This window comes from Pseudomonas sp. JL2 (assembly GCF_031570495.1).
Classification (GTDB): domain Bacteria; phylum Pseudomonadota; class Gammaproteobacteria; order Pseudomonadales; family Pseudomonadaceae; genus Aquipseudomonas; species Aquipseudomonas rhizophila.
On record NZ_JAKUDH010000001.1, the window covers coordinates 487158 to 503997 of the forward strand.

Genomic DNA, 16840 nt, shown 5'->3' on the forward strand with positions numbered 1-16840 from the left:
CTCTGTTCAAAGGCTGGCGTAATTCATTGTGGCGAGGGAGCAAGCTCCCTCGCCACATGTATTAATGGGCAAACAACGACTTACTCTTCTGCCCTGCCATTTTTTCAGGCTTGATCAGGAACCGCGCCAGCGCCGGCAGCAGCCACAGTGCCCCGAACATGTTCCACAACAACATGAACGTCAGCATCAGCCCCATGTCGGCCTGGAACTTGATGGCCGAGAAGATCCAGGTGCACACACCGATGGCCAGGCACAGGCCAGTGAACAACACCGCCTTACCGGTGGACTTCAGCGTCTGGTAGTACGCCTCTTGCAACGGCAAGCCGGCCCGCAGGAAGCTTTCCAGGCGACTGTAGATATAGATGCCGTAGTCCACGCCTATCCCCACGCCAAGCGCCACCACTGGCAGCGTCGCGACCTTCACACCGATACCCATGAAGGCCATCAGGGCGTTCCCCAGCACCGAGGTCAGCACCAGCGGCAGCACGATGCACAGCGTCGCCGCCCAGGAACGGAAAGTGATCATGCACATGGTTGCCACACAGATGTACACCAGGACCAGGATGGTCAGTTCCGATTCCTTGATCACTTCGTTGGTTGCAGCCTCAATGCCAGCGTTGCCGGCGGCGAGGATGAACTCCAGGCCGTCGCGATTATTTTCCTTGGCAAACTCCTGCACCACCTTCACGGCGCGGTCCAGGGTCTCGGCCTTGTGGTCGTTGAGGAAAACCAACACCGGGGCCACGGAACAGTTGTTGTTGTACAGGCCATCGGCCCGGGCAATGGAGTTGTTCAACACGTCAGGGTTGCGCGACAGGGTTTCCCACTTCAGGTTGCCCTCGTTCATGCCCTTGATCATTTGCTTGGACACGGTGACCAGGGAGATCGCCGACTGCACCCCCTCGGTGTTCTGCATTTTCCACATCAGTTCGTCGATGGGAGCCATGGCTTCATAGCGTGAGCAGCCTTCAGCCTTGGTCTTGACCATCACCACCAGGACATCGGAGCTGGTGGAATAGTTGCTGATGATGAAGTTGTTGTCCTGGTTGTAGCGCGAGTCCGGACGCAACTCCGGCGCGCCCTGGTCCAGGTCACCGATCTTCAGGTTCTGGCTGTACCAGAGGCCGCCACCAAAGGCGATCAAGGCCAGGATGATCGACACCGGCGCGACTTTGGCGCTGGCAAACTTCGACAGCAGGCGCCAGAACGGATGCTCCCGCGTCGCATCCTTTTTGCTGCGCTCGATGGCACGCTTGCTGATGCCAACATAGGAAATCGCCACCGGCAACAGGATCAGGTTGGTGAACACAATCACCGCCACGCCGATGGACGCACCGAAGGCCAGTTCCCGGATCACGCCGATGTCGATGATCAGCAAGGTGATGAAGCCGACGGCATCCGCCAGGATTGCGATCATCCCCGGCAGGAACAACTGGCGGAATGTGCGCCGCGCCGCGGTCAGGGCGTTGTCCGCCTCACTGGATTGCAAAGCGATACCGTTGATTTTCTGCACGCCGTGGGAGATACCAATGGCGAAGATCAGAAACGGCACCAGCATCGAATAAGGATCGAGCCCGAAGCCGACGGCGTGCATCAGCCCCAACTGCCAGACCACGGCCACCAGGGTCGTGCTCAGCACTGCAATGGTGCTGCGCATGCAGTTCGTGAACCAGTACAGCAGCACCAGGGTAATGATGAAGGCCACGCCGAAGAACATCACCACCATGGTCAGGCCGTCGATCAAGTCACCGACCTTCTTGGCGAAGCCCACGATATGGATCTTTACGTTGGGGTTCTGGGCTTCAAACTTGTTGCGGATCTTGTCTTCGAGTTCGTGGGAGAACTTCTGATAATCCAGGGCCAGCAGCTTGCCCTGGTCCTGCGGGTCCGGATAGGACTCCAACAGCGGGATATCGATGATGCTCGATTTGAAATCGTTGGCTACCAGACGTCCGACCTGGCCGGACTTGAGCACGTTGTTGCGTAACAGGTCGAGGCTGTCTGCCGAGCCGTCATAGCTCTGGGGAATCACCTCACCACCGGCAAAGCCCTCCTCCGTCACTTCGGTCCAGCGCACGCTCGGGCTCCACAACGACTTGAGGCCGGAGCGGTCGACGCCGGAAATGTAGAACACCTCGTCATGAATCTGGCGCAAAGTCTCCATGTAATCCTTGGAGAAAATGTCACCGTTGGTGGCCTCCACGGAAATCCGCACCGTGTTGCCCAGGTTCGCCAAGTCATTGCGGTGTTCGAGCATCTTCTCGATGAAGGGGTGCTCGAGGGGGATCATTTTTTCGAAACTGGTGGACGGCCGGATCAGCGTGGCCTGCCAGAACAGGAAAATACTGACCAACAGGCAAATGACGATCACTGCCGGGCGGTTGTTGAAAATCAGGCGTTCGAGGAACGTCGCCTTGTCTTGGTGATGACTGCTCATGGGGTCCGCCTTCTTGTTATTGTGCCCGCCGGATGTTTGCGGCTCATTTGCTCAATTCAGCGCCGGTGGGGGTGGTGGCATGAACGCCACCCTGTCCTGCCAGGATCAGATTGCCGTTGCCCGCCGCCGTGACAGCCGCCACGGAAATCCGATCCGGGCGGTTGAACACGCTGAAGGTCACGCCGTCATCACTGCTGCGCACCACACTGCCGCCGTTGCCGACAATTACGATGGAGCCATCTGGCAAGAGCGTGGCCCCGGACAGGCCGAATTCCAGGGCACCGCGGGTGGCCTTGAGTTCGACCTGCTCCCAGGTGCTACCAAAATCGGTGGAGCGATAGAGGTTGCCGCGCAGGCCGTAGGCCAACAGCGTTGAAGGCTGAGCGGTGCCGATGACGCCGAACAGCGAACCTTCGTATGGGCCTTCGATCTTTTCCCAGGTCTGGCCCCAATCGCTGGAGCGGAACATGCTGCCGGCCTCACCGACGATGAACAGCCCGGCGTCTTTCACCGCAGCTATCGCGTTGAGGTGGAACTGGTCTTCGTTGTCGAGACGATCCCCGACCTCTTCCCAGTGCTTGCCGCCGTCGGTGGTTTCGAACAGCGCCCCGTAGGCGCCCACGGCAAAACCGTTGCTCGCGTCCTTGAACCAGACGTCCAGCAGCGGCGATTCACGGGTCAGGTCTTCGAATTGCTTGGTCCAGGTGCTGCCACCGTCTTCGCTGGCCAGTATCTGCGCGTCGTGCCCCACGGCCCAGCCGTGTTTGTCATCGACGAAAAATACTGCGGTGAGCAACTGGCGGGTCGGCACCTTGGCCTGAGTCCAGGAACCGCCCTGATCGTCCGAATAGACAATGTGCCCGCGATCACCGACCGCCACCAGGCGTTTGCCGGCATGGACCACATCGAGCATCAGGGTTTTGCTGGCCTTGGCCGACTCGACGGAATAGATGACATCGGATGTCGAAGCCGCTACGGCCATCACCGGTGCAGACAACACGGCAGAGCCCAGCAGCGAGAGCGCCGAGACCAGCAACGCGACTCTGCGCAGTACCGGCGGCCGGCAGCGGCCCACAGCCATGACAGGCTCATTCATAGACCTTTCCCCCATTATTATTGTTAGGTCATTCAACCCTTCAGGGCGCCGTAAGCGGGCTCATCGTGATTGACTGTTCTGGAGCATAGTCCTGAAACCTGCAATCTAGAGCCACTTCGGAAGCTGACCTATCCTATCGGGCTTTGGAAAGGTCTGACAATCGACGCCGCGTTATCTTTTGTTAACCGTGGCGCAGTGCGGTCGGGGGTGAATGAAGGGGTATTCGGGGAGGTTATGGCAGGCTATCGAGGCGGTTGTTGTGTAGACAGGTCTGACGCCATCGCGAGCAGGCTCGCTCCCACAAGGGATCAATGTTGAACACAAGATATATGCTCACTGAAGATCACCTGTGGGAGCGAGCCTGCTCGCGATGGGAACACCGCGGCCTGCCAGGCAGACCGCGGTGCCAAGGTCACGCCAGGCTCTTGCTTACCACTTCGAACACATCGGCCGACAGCCCGCCGGACGCCAGGATGCGCTCCAGCTCGGCTTTCATCAGCGCCTGGCGGGCACTGTCGTATTTGCGCCAGCGGGTCAGTGGCGCCAGTTGCCGTGCGGCGATCTGCGGGTTGAAGCCATTGAGCTGGATCACCAGATCCGCCAGGAAGCGATAACCTGAACCGTCAGCCGCGTGGAAGTTGATCAGGTTCTGCCCGGCAAACGCCCCCACCAAAGCGCGTACCTTGTTCGGGTTCTTGATATTGAACGCCGGATGTTCCATCAAGGCCTTGACCCGCGCCAGGCCGCCCGGCAACGGGCTGCCGGCCTGGACGCTGAACCATTGGTCCATGACCAGCGGATTGCCTTTGAAGTTCTCCGCGAACACTTCCAGCGCCTTGGCCTTCTCGGCTTCGAACGGGGAATTGACCAGCACCGCCAGGGCCGTGAGACGCTCGGTCATATTGTCGGCGGTGTCGAACTGCTCCAGGGTGGCACTGAGCACTTCCGGCTTGTCGGTCAGCATCAGGTACGACAGCGCGATGTTCTGCAAGGCACGGCGGGCGAAATGCTCGGCCTCGGCCACGTACGGCGTGCGCTTGGACAGGTCACGGTTGGCCTCATAGCGCAGCCACAGGGCTTCGAACAGATTGTCCGCCAGTTGCTGACGGGCGAATTCCCGCGCGGCATGGATCGCCTCCACGTCGGCCACTTCGCTGATTTCCGTCAGATAAGCCTCGCTTGGCAGCGAGAGCATTTCCGCGACCATGGCCTGATCCAGGGATTCGTCCGACAGCACGCTACGCAAAGCGCTGACCAGACGCGGATCCAGCACCAGATTTTCGCCTTTCTGATGCTGGGCGATCAGTTCCTGCAGCACCTGCACCGACAACTGCTGGCCGGCATCCCAGCGGTTGAAGCCGTCGCTGTCGTGCTGCATCAGGAACATCAAGTGGTCCCGATCGTACGGGAAGCTCAGCTTCACCGGGGCCGAGAAGCCGCGCAACAACGAAGGCAACGGCTTTTCGGCGATGTCGACAAAGGTGACGGTCTGCTCGGCTTCGGTCACCGAGATCACCCGGGACGTGCCAGTTGCCGCCGCTTCGCCGGCCAGGCGCAGAGGGATTTCATTGCCCTTGCTGTCCAGCAAACCCAGCTCCACGGGAATCACAAATGGCAGTTTTTCCATTTTGTCCGGGGTCGGTGGGCAGCTCTGGCTGAAGGTCAGGCTGTAGGTTCGGGCAGCAGCGTCGTAGGACTCGCTGACCGCCAGCCGTGGCGTACCCGCCTGGCTGTACCAGCGCTTGAACTGACTCAGGTCGACGCCGTTGGCATCCTCCATGGCCTTGATGAAGTCATCGCAGGTCACGGCCTGGCCGTCGTGGCGCTCGAAGTACAGGTCGCTGCCCTTGCGAAAGCCCTCGGCCCCCAGCAGGGTGTGGATCATGCCGACCACTTCCGACCCCTTTTCGTACACGGTCAGGGTGTAGAAGTTGGAAATTTCGATGAAGCTGTCCGGGCGCACCGGGTGGGCCATGGGACCTGCGTCTTCGGCAAACTGGTGAGTGCGCAGGTACGCCACGTCCTGGATACGCTTGACCGTGGCTGAGTTCATGTCGGCCGAAAAACCGGCGTCGCGGAACACAGTGAAGCCTTCCTTGAGGGACAACTGGAACCAGTCACGGCACGTCACGCGGTTACCCGACCAGTTATGGAAATACTCGTGGGCAACGATCGCTTCGACCCGCTGGTGCGCGGCATCGGTGGCGGTTTCGGCGCGGGCCAGCACTGCGCTGGAGTTGAAGATGTTCAGGCCCTTGTTTTCCATGGCGCCCATGTTGAAGTCGTTGACCGCGACGATCATGAAGATGTCCAGGTCATACTCACGGCCATAGACCTCTTCATCCCAGCGCATCGACTTCTTCAGGCTGGTCATGGCGTGCTGGCACTTATCGATGTTTTCCGGCTCGACATAGATGCGCAGCGCCACGGTGCGCTCGGTCATGGTGGTGAAGGTGTCTTCGACGCACCACAGGTCACCGGCCACCAGGGCAAACAGGTAGGCGGGTTTCTTGAACGGGTCTTCCCAGGTCGCCCAGTGCCGGCCATCTTCGCCGGGACCGCTGGCGATCGGGTTGCCGTTGGACAGCAACACCGGATAGCTGTGCTGCTCGGCCACCACCGTGGTGGTGAACGTACTCATCACATCCGGGCGGTCGAGGTAATAGGTGATCTTGCGGAAACCTTCGGCCTCGCACTGGGTGCAGAACATGCTGCCGGACTTGTACAAGCCTTCCAGGGCGGTGTTGGTTTCCGGGTGGATCCTGACAGTGGTGTCCACCGTGAAGGCCGGGGCCTTGGGTTGCAGGGTCAGGTGGCTGGCGTCCAACTGATAGTCCAGCGGATTGAGGTCGGTGTCATCGAGCTTGATCGAGAGCAGTTCCAGCTGCTGGCCATCGAGCACCAGGGGCGGCAGGCCGGCACCGCGCTCGGGGTTACGGCGCATCACCAGTTGCGCATGGACCAGGCTGTGGTCCTCGAACAACTCGAAGGTCAGGTGCGTCTCGTCGATCAGGTACTCGGGCGCCTGATAGTCCTTCAGGTAAATCATCTTCGGTTGTTCGGTGCGCATGGGGCAAATCCTTCTACTGATGCACGGCGAGCTGATAAGCCGTGTATTTACGAATATTGATCACGCCAGTGTCGAAAATCAGGTATTGGCCCTTGATCCCCAGCAGCGTGCCTTCGGCAATCGGGTTCTTGTCCAGGTTGAAACTGACGATCTTGGCCGGGTATTGCTCCACCGGATAACGGATCTCGATCGGCTCGACGTCCGCTATGGTCTGGATCGCTTGCAGGCCGAATCGTTCCTGCAAGCCTTGCAGACCTTCGGCGCAGCTCTCGAACAGCGAATCGCGGATCTGCGGCAGGTCCACCGCCACGGCGTCGCCCTTGAGCAATGCGCGCCAGTTGGTCTTGTCCGCGACCTGGCTGCGGAACAGGTCTTCGACAAAGCCCGATTGCTGGCGAGTGGCGACCCGCAGGATCGGCAGCGCCTGGCTGGCGCCCTGGTCCAGCCAGCGGGTCGGCAGCTGCGTGGCGCGGGTGATGCCGACTTTCACGCCCGAGGAATTGGCCAGGTACACCACATGATCGGTCATGCAGAACTGTTCGCCCCAGGCCGGCTCGCGGCAGGTGCCCGCATCGAAGTGGCAGCGCTCAGGGCTCATGATGCACAGGTCGCACTGGGCCAGTTTAGTCATGCAGGGGTAGCAATAACCCTGGCTGAAGCTGGTCTTGGTCCTGCGTCCGCAATGGCTGCAGTGGATCGCACCGAGAAACTCCAGGCGCACCGTGCTGCCAATCAACGGGTTGACTGGCACCTCGGTATCGCCCAGGCGAAAGGCGTATTGAACGGTCGGCCCGTCAAGGCGTGCCGACATCTTGCTGATTGCACCGCGGCCAATCTCGATCAATGGATGGCATCCGACTTGAACAGGATGTTCGGCACTTCTGTGGCCTTCGACTGGCACTCCTGCGGGCCCATGTAGCCGGTGCGTTCCTCTTCGGGCAGATTCTGCATCTCCCAGGCGATCATCGCCTGCAGCGACAATTCGCGCTGTTCGGCGGTGAGCTTGTTGCCATCGGCCCATTTACCGATTTCCACCGCCAGCTTCAGGCTCTGATAGATCTCGGGGGTGATGTTTTTGATCATTTCGTTGAACGAGGACATGGGTTCTCCGCGCAATCGCGCATATTCAAATATTACAGGCGCCGTCAGAGGGCCATTTTACGACGAGCGAACAGCCCGCCCAACAAACCCGTGAAGCAACCGATGAGCAGCCCGCCGACGTGGGCCGCGTTGGCGATTTCGCCGAAACCGATCAGCGAGATCAGCCCGGACAGGCACAGCACCAGCCACACCAGCATCATCACCAGCACCCCACGGGGCAAGTGATAGGCCGGGTTCGGCGCCAGCAGTTGAAAGATCCAGCAGTGCCCCAACAGACCATAGAGCACGCCGGACAAGCCGCCGAACAAGGTCGGGCCGCTGAAGAAATATTGGGCGAAGTTGGACACGAGGCTGAACAGCAGTGTCAGCCCCAGCAGGTTGATGCCGCCCTGGCGCGCTTCAATCCGCCGTCCCAGTTCCCAGTACCACATGCCATTCATGGCGATGTGCAGGAAACCGAAATGGATCAGCATCGGCGTCACCAGGCGCCACCACTGCCCTGCCGCCAGGCTGTCGGCCAGGGGCGTGAAATGGATATAGTCGCCGACGACGCGAAACTCCAGGAATGTCAGCCAGCGCAAGGTCTCGAGATTTTCCCCCAGCAACGTCACGGCGCCGACGATCAGGCTCAGCAGCAACACCAGTGCTGTAACCGGGCTGCGGGTCAGTTGCTGGACGAAACCAGGCCGTCGCGACGTGCTGCCGGTGCCCGGCAACTCCAACTGGTGCTCGGGATCGCCGCTCGGGAAGCGTGCATACAACGAGCGCACGTCTTCGCTGATTTCATCGGGCACCCAGAGCACCTGCTCGCCCGCCTCCTCGCTGACCCGATGGGGCACCTGCATGCGTTGCAGCAATTTGACGAAGCCGCTCAGATCCTCGGCCAAGGGCAAGCGCAAGACCGCCACGACGCTCATCGCAGTTCCTCCGGCCGTTCGACATCGACCCAGACAAATTTATGCGGGTCCAGTCGGGTTTCTGCGTCGAGACGATAGGCCACCAGTTTTCCGTAAAGCACCGCGCTGTAATCCAGGCAGGCCAGGTTCGAGCGGATCGGCGCGGGTTTGCCGCTGCGCCAGTAATGACCGACGAAGAGCATGGGTTCATGCACGCCATAGCGCAGCAGATTATTCTTTTCGTCGGGTGACAGCGGCGTGCGAGCCACCGGTTCGGGCAAGGCGTCGGGTTGGAACACGATGTCTCCATAGGTCTGAGGATCGTCTTCCCAGAACTTGGTGCGAAAGAACGAACGGGTCAGGCCGTCGCCGCCGGTGAGGGTCAGGCCATGGGGCAAGCGCATGTCGGTACCGCGCAGCAGGCGATCAAACACCGTGCAGGCGAAACTGCCCGGCTCCGCCGAGGCCTGGAGGAAATGCTCGTCGATACAGCCGTCCGGGAACAAGCCTCGCAGCGGCTCGATCAGACCGTTGTCCCAGCAGGCGTGGACCACCCGAAAGCGCTGGGCATCGACAAACAGCGGCAACTCGTAAAACCACTTGAGAAAGTCATGCCAGTCGCCCGGATGCTGCTCGAACTGGGTCAGGGTTTCGTTGAGCAGACGGGCATGGCGCGGGGTGTGTTCGCGCACGTAGCGCTGGCCGCTGCCCGGCAACGCCGGCGTGCTCCAGCCCAGGGCGTTGAACTCGTGGTTGCCCATGATGCACAGCGCCTGACCGGCCACCACCATGTCGTGGACGATGTGCAGGGCTTCGCGGATCCGCGGACCACGGTCGATGATGTCCCCCAGGAACACGGCCATGCGCGACGGGTGCCGCCAGACGCCGCCCTGCTTGTGATAACCGAGGCGGTCCAGCAGGCGTTCCAGGGTCAGGGCGCATCCGTGCACGTCGCCGATCAGGTCGTAACTGCGCGCAGGATCGAGCATCAGTCGCCTCCACCCCCCAATCGACTGCCCCAGCCGAGCTTGGTCCGGCAGACTTCGTAGTAATTGTGATCCAGCGGGTGGATCAGGCGCAGCTTCTGCGCTTTTTTGCTGACGGTGATGGTGTCACCCGGCGCGCAGGTGAAATGGTTCTGGCCGTCACAGGACACTTGCGGGTAGATCTGCATATCCTTGGACACGACGATTTTCAGCTCACTATTGCCATCGACCACAATGGGTCGCCCAGACAAGGTATGGGGGTACATGGGCACAATCACAATAGCGTCGAGCTTGGGATGCATGATCGGGCCACCGGCGGAAAGCGCATAGGCCGTGGAGCCGGTGGGCGTGGCGACGATCAGGCCGTCGGCCTTCTGGCTGCAGACGAACTGACCGTCGATATACAGCTCGAATTCGATCATCCGCGTGGATTTGCCGGGGTGCAGCACCACATCGTTGAGGGCATCGCCCTGGCCGATGGCTTCGGCGTGACGGCGCACCTCGGCTTGCAGCAGGAAGCGATTCTCCACCAGATAGTGACCGTCCAATACCTCGGCCACTTTGGTTTCCAGCTCGTCGGGGCGGATATCGGTCAGAAACCCCAGGCTGCCCCGGTTGATGCCCAGTACCGGAATGTTGTGCCGCGCCAGGGCTCGGGCGGCCCCCAGCAGACTGCCATCGCCGCCGACCACGATCACCATGTCACAGACTTCGCCGAGCATCTTGCGCGACGAAGTCTGCAGGCCGTGACCAGGCAAGACTTCGGCGATGGTATCTTCGAGGATCACATGCAGGTGCCGCTCCAGGAGGAAACGTTTGAGTCGGCGAACAGTGTCCAGCACCTGCGAACTGCCCAGGCGACCGATGATGCCGATATTGCGAAATTGCTCCATGGGGCTCCTGCGAGGGTCTGCGTCGGGCGAAAAACACGATTATGGGCGAAAGCCGCCCATAGACAAAATTCTTTAAGCCTTCGACGCAGGCTATGCTCGCAAAATGATCCTGTTCCCCGAACTGCTCGACTTGCCCCGCCGCCTGCGCCATCCCGAAGTGCGCGACCTGGCGTGGGCGATCCTTGCCCCGCCGATGCTGATCGACACGCCCTGGCCCCAACGCCATCCCCTGACCGGCAGCGACTGGGTGCAACAGCCTCATCAACTGGAACACTGGCTGCGACAACTGGACCGCGACAGCTATCCGTTACTGCATTGCCTGTCCCAGGGCAGAACCCGGCGCCTGGGTCTGTATTACGAACGGTTGTGGCAGTTTGCGGTGCAGCACGCGCCGGGCATTGAGCTGATCGCCGCCAACCTGCCGATCCGCCACCAGGGCCAGACCCTGGGTGAACTGGACCTGCTGCTGCGCGATGGCGACGGCATCCACCACCTGGAACTGGCGATCAAGTTGTACCTCGGGCCGCAAAACGGCCACGGGCAGGACACCGCACAATGGCTCGGCCCGGGCTGCCATGACCGGCTCGACCTTAAACTGGCGCATTTGCGCGAACACCAGCTACCAATCTCCGCTCGCCCGGAAAGCCGAGAGGCCCTGGCAACGCTGGGCATTGAACCCTCGGGCATCGAGCTGTTTCGCTCGGAACTCTGGCTAGGCGGCTATCTGCTTTACCCGTGGCCCGGCCATGCCGAACCCCCAACCGGCGCCCATCCCAGGCATTTGCGCGGAAGGTGGCTGCATCAGCGGGACTGGCCGGCGTTCGTTGCCCAGCGTCCGCCGGGGCGCTGGCAACCCCTGCCCCGCGCTGGCTGGCTGGCCCCGGCCCATTATCCGGCGGACCAGACCTGGAGCGCCGGGCAACTGGATGCCTGGCGAATGGCCCTCGACCCCATGGCCCCCGCACAATTGATGGTGCGCCTGAGTGAAAATGCCGAGGGTGAGTGGGAAGAAACCGAGCGAGCGTTCCTGGTGGCGGATCGTTGGCCGGATGTGCCGGGGAATGGGTGAGATGGGCGGCGTCTGTCCGGGCCTCATCGCGAGCAGGCTCGCTCCCACAGTGACCGCGGCGTTTGCAACTTCAATGGCAACACTGCATCGATGTGGGAGCGAGCCTGCTCGCGATAAAGCCAACGCGGTCTAAATGGACAACCGCAACGCCAACGCCGCCAACGTCACCAACAACACCGGCACGGTCAGCACAATCCCGACCTTGAAGTAGTACCCCCAGCCAATCCGGATGTCCTTGCGCGCCAGCACGTGCAGCCAAAGCAAAGTCGCCAGGCTGCCGATCGGAGTGATTTTCGGGCCCAGGTCGCTGCCGATGACGTTGGCGTAGATCATCGCCTCCTTCACCACCCCGGTGGCCTGACTGGCATCGATGGACAAGGCACCGATCAGCACCGTCGGCAGGTTGTTCATGACCGACGAGAGCAAAGCCGTCAACAGCCCGGTGCCCATCGCCGCCCCCCACACACCATAGGCGGCGAAACCGTCGAGCCATTCCGCCAGGTAGCCAGTCAGCCCCGCATTGCGCAAGCCATAGACCACCAGATACATGCCCAGGGAGAAGATCACGATTTGCCACGGTGCCTCCTTCATGACCCTGCGAGTGGAGATTTTGTGACCGCGGGCCGCGACGGCCAGCAATAACCCGGCGCAGACCGCCGAAATCGCGCTGATGGGAATGCCCAACGGCTCGAGGGCGAAGCAACCAAGCAGCAGAATCGCCAACACCGCCCAGCCCGCGAAGAAGGTGGCCCTGTCGTGGATGGCACTCGCCGGGGCATCCAGTTGATGCGGGTCATAGTCGCGCGGGATGTCGCGGCGAAAGAACCACAGCAATATCGCCAGGCTGGCCGCGACGCTGACCAGGTTCACCGGCACCATGACCGCCGCGTAACGGTTGAAGCCAATGCCGAAGAAGTCGGCTGAGACGATGTTCACCAGGTTCGACACCACCAGCGGCAGGCTCGCGCTATCGGCAATGAAGCCGGCGCCCATCACGAATGCCAGGGTTGCCGCCGGAGAAAAACGCAAGGCCAGCAGCATCGAAATCACGACGGGCGTCAGGATCAACGCCGCGCCGTCATTGGCGAACAACGCCGACACCAGCGCGCCCAGCAGCACCATGAACGCAAACAGCTTGCGCCCGCTGCCTCGGCCCCAGCGGGCCACATGCAAGGCGGCCCAGGCGAAGAACCCAGCCTCGTCCAGCAACAGGCTGATGATGATCAGCGCGATAAACGTACCGGTGGCGTTCCAGATGATCTGCCACACCAGGGCAATGTCACCGACCTGCACCACCCCGCTCAACAACGCCAGCAGCGCACCGAGCGTTGCACTCCAGCCAACACCGAGGCCCTTGGGTTGCCAGATCACCAGTGTAATGGTCAGCAGAAAAATCAACGACGCGAGGAGCATGCGCAACAGCCTTGAAAGAAGGGATTTAGTAGGGGAAAAGAAGGGTCGCCTTGTGGCGAGGGGATAAACCCCTCACCCGCTATGCATGCCTGAAAATGCCGGGCATCAGGCCTTTTTGTGCTGTTCAACCCACTTGCCATAGGCATCAATGAATTTCTGCAGAAACGGCCTCACCGACTCAGACAGCTCGCCCTGCTCATCGAACGCGCTCCCCGCACCGGCCAGATAAGCCTCCGGCTGTTGCATGCAAGGCACATCGAGGAAAACCAGGGACTGGCGCAAATGATGATTGGCGCCGAAGCCACCCATGGCTCCCGGCGAGGCACTGATCACCGCACCCGGTTTACCGCTCAGGCAGCTCTTGCCGTAAGGCCGCGAGCCGACGTCAATGGCATTTTTCATCGGGGCCGGAACCGAGCGGTTGTATTCAGGCGTGACAAACAGCAATGCGTCGGCCGCGCCAACCTGCTCACGGAAAGTGCTGTAGGCTGGTGGGGGTGTGACGTCAATATCTTCGTTGTAGAGCGGCAGGTCGCCTATCTCGATGATTTCCAGCTTCAGGTTGCTCGGCGCCAGATCCGCCAGGGCCAGAGCCAGCTTGCGATTGATCGAAGCCTTGCGCAGGCTCCCCACTAAAACGGCCACGGTGTAGACATTACTCATTGGACACTTCTCGACGATGGGTTCAAGGGAGCCCCATTTATAGATGATCGGGCGAACAATTGGACCAGCGGAGAACCGAAAACCTTCCGACTGGACTATTTTTTTCATGTAGGAAAACTTACCGCGCTTGACCAAGGTCTACAGAACCGCAAATCGAGTGATTTATTTCCAGAGGTTCTAAGCAATGGCAGCAGTACTTGTCGGACAATTTCATGCGCGGGACGCCGAAGGTCGCGTCTATTCAGTGCATGAATACCAAGAATCGACCCCGTCGCCCGACGGTAACGGCAAGGAGCCTGTGACCACTTTCAAGCTGGCGATCGGAGATCGCGTCAACCAACTCGAAGACGGCAAATTCATGCTGGTGCAGTCCCAGATTGAATTAACCCGCGAACCGGAAACGCTACCGCCCGCTCAAACGCCCGCTGAAACGCTAATTGCCTCATAACCTGTTGTTATGAGCAGAAGTCATGCCCGGACTTGGGTTAGGATTCAGCCACTCAATGGCTCTCCCGCCCAACATGGACTGCTTGCATGCGTTTACGCCACATCGAAGTGATCCAGGCGCTGTTGCAGACCGGCCACCTCGGCACGGCGGCTGAATGGCTGCAATTACCGGTGGCAGAGGTGGAGGCGACGCTGCGCGATGCCGAGCTGCAGCTGGGTTTCATGCTGTTTGCCAGTGTGCGCGGGCGATTGCAGGCGACTCGCGAAGCCCTTGAGTTGCGCGACGGCATCACCCGCGTGTATGACACCCTCGAACCGGTGCAACGCCTGGCCAGCAGCCTGAAACACTATCAGGCGCCGCCCCTGCGCATCATTTGCACCCCGCCGCTGGCCCAGCAGTTACTGCCACAGAGTATCGCTGCCCTGCGTCGACGCCATCCGGACGCCCCTTGCACCCTGCTCAGCCAACCGACCCGAGACATTGTTCAGAGCCTTCTGCTGCGCGACAGTGACTTGGGCCTTAGTCTGCACGACCCCGAACACTCCGACATCCAGTGCCAGATGATCGCCCAGGGCAAACTGCAATTGCTGGCGCCCCACGGCTGGCTGCAACCGCGGCAAAAATACATTTCGGTTCAGGATCTGGCCGGCCAGTCGCTGGTGGGCCTGGATGGCCACGACCCGCTGAGCCCTGCGTTCGACCATAAGCTGGCGGCGCTACGCCCCGCGCCGGTCATCCAGATCCGCGTACAGACCCATCAGATGATGCGCGCCATGGTCGAGGCTGGTGAAGGGCTTGCCATTGTCGACCCCTTCACCGCTTCAGGTGCCAAGGACGGCGGGCTGGACGTATGCCCGGTATCGCCCGCCATTCCCATCTGCCTGTATGCGCTGAGTCTGAATGGCACGGCGACCTCTCCCACCCTCCAGTCGCTGCTGGAACTGATTACGGAACAAGCCGAGGCGCTGTTGGGCCACTGATCGCCATGCCCAGTGGATCGTCGAACAACCGGTACCAGAACAACGCCACCTCGGCGGTATGACGGTCAATGCCGCGATAGCGCAGGTGATCGATCCCGCCCAGCACGTAACCGCAACGCTCATAGAGCCGGCACGCGCCCAGGTTGTTGTTCTGGGTTTCGAGCATGATGCCCGGTAGTTTTTTCTTGCGGCTCCAGAAATGAGCGACGTCCAGCAATGCCCTGGCCACACCGTGGCGACGGGCCGGGGCATGCACGGCAAGCTCATCGATGTGGGCAAAACCGTTCCAGTTGGTACTCACCACCAGATGTCCTACCGGTTGGTCATCGAGGTAAGCCATGAAGATCTCGCTGTCCGGAGCGTCCCGGAAACTGCTGAATTCCTCAGGATCAATGCCATAGCATTTACGATAAGGGGCAATGGGCGTCACTGGCCATTGGCTCACCGGCCGACCCACCTGCGCCGTCCCATAGGCGCTGACCTCGAAACTGAAGTCGCTGCCCCAGATGTAGGCGGCAAAGCCGTCATCGACGACACGCACCGACAGGCCGGGGTGCTTGGGATTCATGACCGGCTGCATACTGGGAAAAGTCCTCATTCCTTGAGACAACCAACGGCGCTCTGCCATCCATTGCCCTTGCCTCTCGAAACTTCATACATCAAGCGGGTATCCGTAGCCTGCCCGTTACCTCAGGTTAGAAGGTACTGGCGATTGTGGCGAGAAATGAATGAAGACTGCCCTTGTGGGAGCGAGCCTGCTCGCGATGGGATCTCCATGGTCCAACAGACAGACCGAGCCGCCTGCATCGCGAGCAGGCTCGCTCCCACAGGCGCAAGATCAGTTCGCCGCGGCCTGGGATTCGACCAGTTGCGTCCACAGTGCCGGAGCACCGGCAGATTTGGCGATAGCTTCCAGACGCGCGGCATGTTCGGCCAGGTCGTTTTCGCTGGCGCGAAGGATCCGGCCTGGCGTGCGGTCAGCGGGCAAACGACGGATTTCCGTTGCCTGGTTACCTGAACCCTCACCCGTGCCATTGCCATCGGAGGCGTTGCCGGCCAGGGACAGGCTGGTCTGGCCACCCGTCATGGTCAGGTAGACGTCGGCGAGAATCTCCGAGTCGAGCAAGGCGCCGTGCAGTTCACGACCGGAGTTGTCGACGCCGTAGCGCTTGCACAAGGCATCGAGGCTGTTGCGCTGCCCCGGGTGCCGTTCCCGAGCCATCATCAGGGTATCGAGGATGGTGCAGTGCCGGGTGATATCGGCCCGGTCGTGCTGCCCCATCAGGGCAAATTCGTTGTTGATGAAGCCAACGTCGAACGCCGCGTTATGGATGATCAGCTGCGCACCCTGGATGAACTCGAAGAACTCATCGGCCACTTCAGCGAAGCGCGGCTTGCCCACCAGGAACTCGTTGGTGATGCCGTGGACGCCGATGGCGCCTTCATCACTTTCGCGGTCCGGTTGCAGGTAAACATGGAAATGGCGACCGGTCAGGCGTCGGCCGATCAGCTCGACACAGCCGATTTCGATAATCCGGTGACCATCGGTCACCGGCATGCCGGTGGTTTCGGTATCCAGTACAACAGATCTGTTGGCCATCAGTGTTCAGCTCTCAACGGGCATGCTTGCAAAAGCGGCGATGTTAACACGCTCCGGTAACGAGGGGACTTACCTGAAACCTGGCTTATGGGAGCGAAGCTGTGGGAGCAAAGCTTGCTCGCGATGAAGATAATGCGGTCTTTCAGGAAAACCAGGGCGCCTGTGTCGCGAGCAAGCTTTGCTCCCAC

Annotated in this window: 15 protein-coding genes; 3 read left to right on the plus strand and 12 right to left on the minus strand. The window is 60.8% G+C overall.

The genetic code is table 11. The features are described 5' to 3' along the window. Positions 1-61: 61 nt before the first annotated feature. The 8 genes from MKS85_RS02230 to MKS85_RS02265 form a co-directional block, all read right to left on the minus strand. Positions 62-2437: an RND family transporter gene (locus MKS85_RS02230; RefSeq protein WP_047225780.1), complete on the minus strand. Its 2376-nt coding sequence runs from the start codon at positions 2435-2437 to the stop codon at positions 62-64. Positions 2438-2480: 43 nt separating this feature from the next. After that, positions 2481-3533, minus strand: a complete 1053-nt coding sequence (locus MKS85_RS02235) for a YCF48-related protein (RefSeq protein ID WP_047225779.1) — start codon at positions 3531-3533, stop codon at positions 2481-2483. Positions 3534-3945: 412 nt separating this feature from the next. Continuing rightward, positions 3946-6603, minus strand: coding sequence for an aminopeptidase N (pepN, locus tag MKS85_RS02240; protein ID WP_047225778.1), 2658 nt, complete (start codon positions 6601-6603; stop codon positions 3946-3948). A gap of 13 nt (positions 6604-6616) precedes the next feature. Then, on the minus strand, positions 6617-7447 hold the full coding sequence (locus MKS85_RS02245; protein WP_076384435.1) for a DUF2797 domain-containing protein: 831 nt from the start codon (positions 7445-7447) through the stop codon (positions 6617-6619). After that, complete coding sequence (locus tag MKS85_RS02250; protein WP_047225776.1) at positions 7444-7704, minus strand: YeaC family protein; 261 nt, start codon at positions 7702-7704, stop codon at positions 7444-7446. The genes MKS85_RS02245 and MKS85_RS02250 overlap by 4 nt, the downstream gene beginning before the upstream one ends. 44 nt (positions 7705-7748) lie before the next feature. After that, positions 7749-8621 carry a rhomboid family intramembrane serine protease gene (locus MKS85_RS02255; protein WP_047225775.1) on the minus strand — a complete coding sequence of 291 codons (873 nt, stop codon included), beginning with the start codon at positions 8619-8621 and terminating at the stop codon, positions 7749-7751. Next, positions 8618-9592 carry a metallophosphoesterase gene (locus MKS85_RS02260; RefSeq protein ID WP_171061363.1) on the minus strand — a complete coding sequence of 325 codons (975 nt, stop codon included), beginning with the start codon at positions 9590-9592 and terminating at the stop codon, positions 8618-8620. Before MKS85_RS02260 ends, MKS85_RS02255 begins: the two co-directional genes overlap by 4 nt. Further along, on the minus strand, positions 9589-10479 hold the full coding sequence (locus MKS85_RS02265; RefSeq protein ID WP_003202709.1) for an NAD(+) kinase: 891 nt from the start codon (positions 10477-10479) through the stop codon (positions 9589-9591). The genes MKS85_RS02260 and MKS85_RS02265 overlap by 4 nt, the downstream gene beginning before the upstream one ends. A 103-nt stretch (positions 10480-10582) precedes the next feature. On the opposite strand from MKS85_RS02265, the gene MKS85_RS02270 reads away from it, so the two are divergent. Continuing rightward, a complete protein-coding gene (locus MKS85_RS02270) occupies positions 10583-11548 on the plus strand; it encodes a DUF1853 family protein (protein WP_139049965.1) in 966 nt (321 codons plus the stop codon). Positions 11549-11677: 129 nt separating this feature from the next. Here MKS85_RS02270 and MKS85_RS02275 read toward each other — a convergent pair whose 3' ends face one another. Both MKS85_RS02275 and MKS85_RS02280 read right to left on the minus strand, forming a co-directional pair. Further along, complete coding sequence (locus MKS85_RS02275; protein ID WP_310662640.1) at positions 11678-12961, minus strand: arsenic transporter; 1284 nt, start codon at positions 12959-12961, stop codon at positions 11678-11680. Between the two features lie 105 nt (positions 12962-13066). Continuing rightward, positions 13067-13624, minus strand: coding sequence for an NADPH-dependent FMN reductase (locus tag MKS85_RS02280; RefSeq protein ID WP_047225771.1), 558 nt, complete (start codon positions 13622-13624; stop codon positions 13067-13069). Positions 13625-13808: 184 nt separating this feature from the next. Between MKS85_RS02280 and MKS85_RS02285 the strand changes: the two genes are divergently transcribed. Together MKS85_RS02285 and MKS85_RS02290 are read left to right on the plus strand one after the other, a co-directional pair. Continuing rightward, complete coding sequence (locus tag MKS85_RS02285; RefSeq protein WP_047225770.1) at positions 13809-14072, plus strand: hypothetical protein; 264 nt, start codon at positions 13809-13811, stop codon at positions 14070-14072. Between the two features lie 86 nt (positions 14073-14158). Then, positions 14159-15052: a LysR substrate-binding domain-containing protein gene (locus MKS85_RS02290; RefSeq protein ID WP_047225769.1), complete on the plus strand. Its 894-nt coding sequence runs from the start codon at positions 14159-14161 to the stop codon at positions 15050-15052. Here the strand turns inward: MKS85_RS02290 and MKS85_RS02295 are convergent. Together MKS85_RS02295 and dnaQ are read right to left on the minus strand one after the other, a co-directional pair. Next, positions 15018-15632: a GNAT family N-acetyltransferase gene (locus tag MKS85_RS02295; protein ID WP_047225768.1), complete on the minus strand. Its 615-nt coding sequence runs from the start codon at positions 15630-15632 to the stop codon at positions 15018-15020. The two genes, MKS85_RS02290 and MKS85_RS02295, sit on opposite strands and share 35 nt — an antisense overlap. 258 nt (positions 15633-15890) lie before the next feature. Beyond that, entirely contained in the window at positions 15891-16652 is a 762-nt protein-coding gene (gene dnaQ / locus MKS85_RS02300; RefSeq protein ID WP_047225767.1) for a DNA polymerase III subunit epsilon, read from the minus strand. Positions 16653-16840 lie beyond the last annotated feature (188 nt).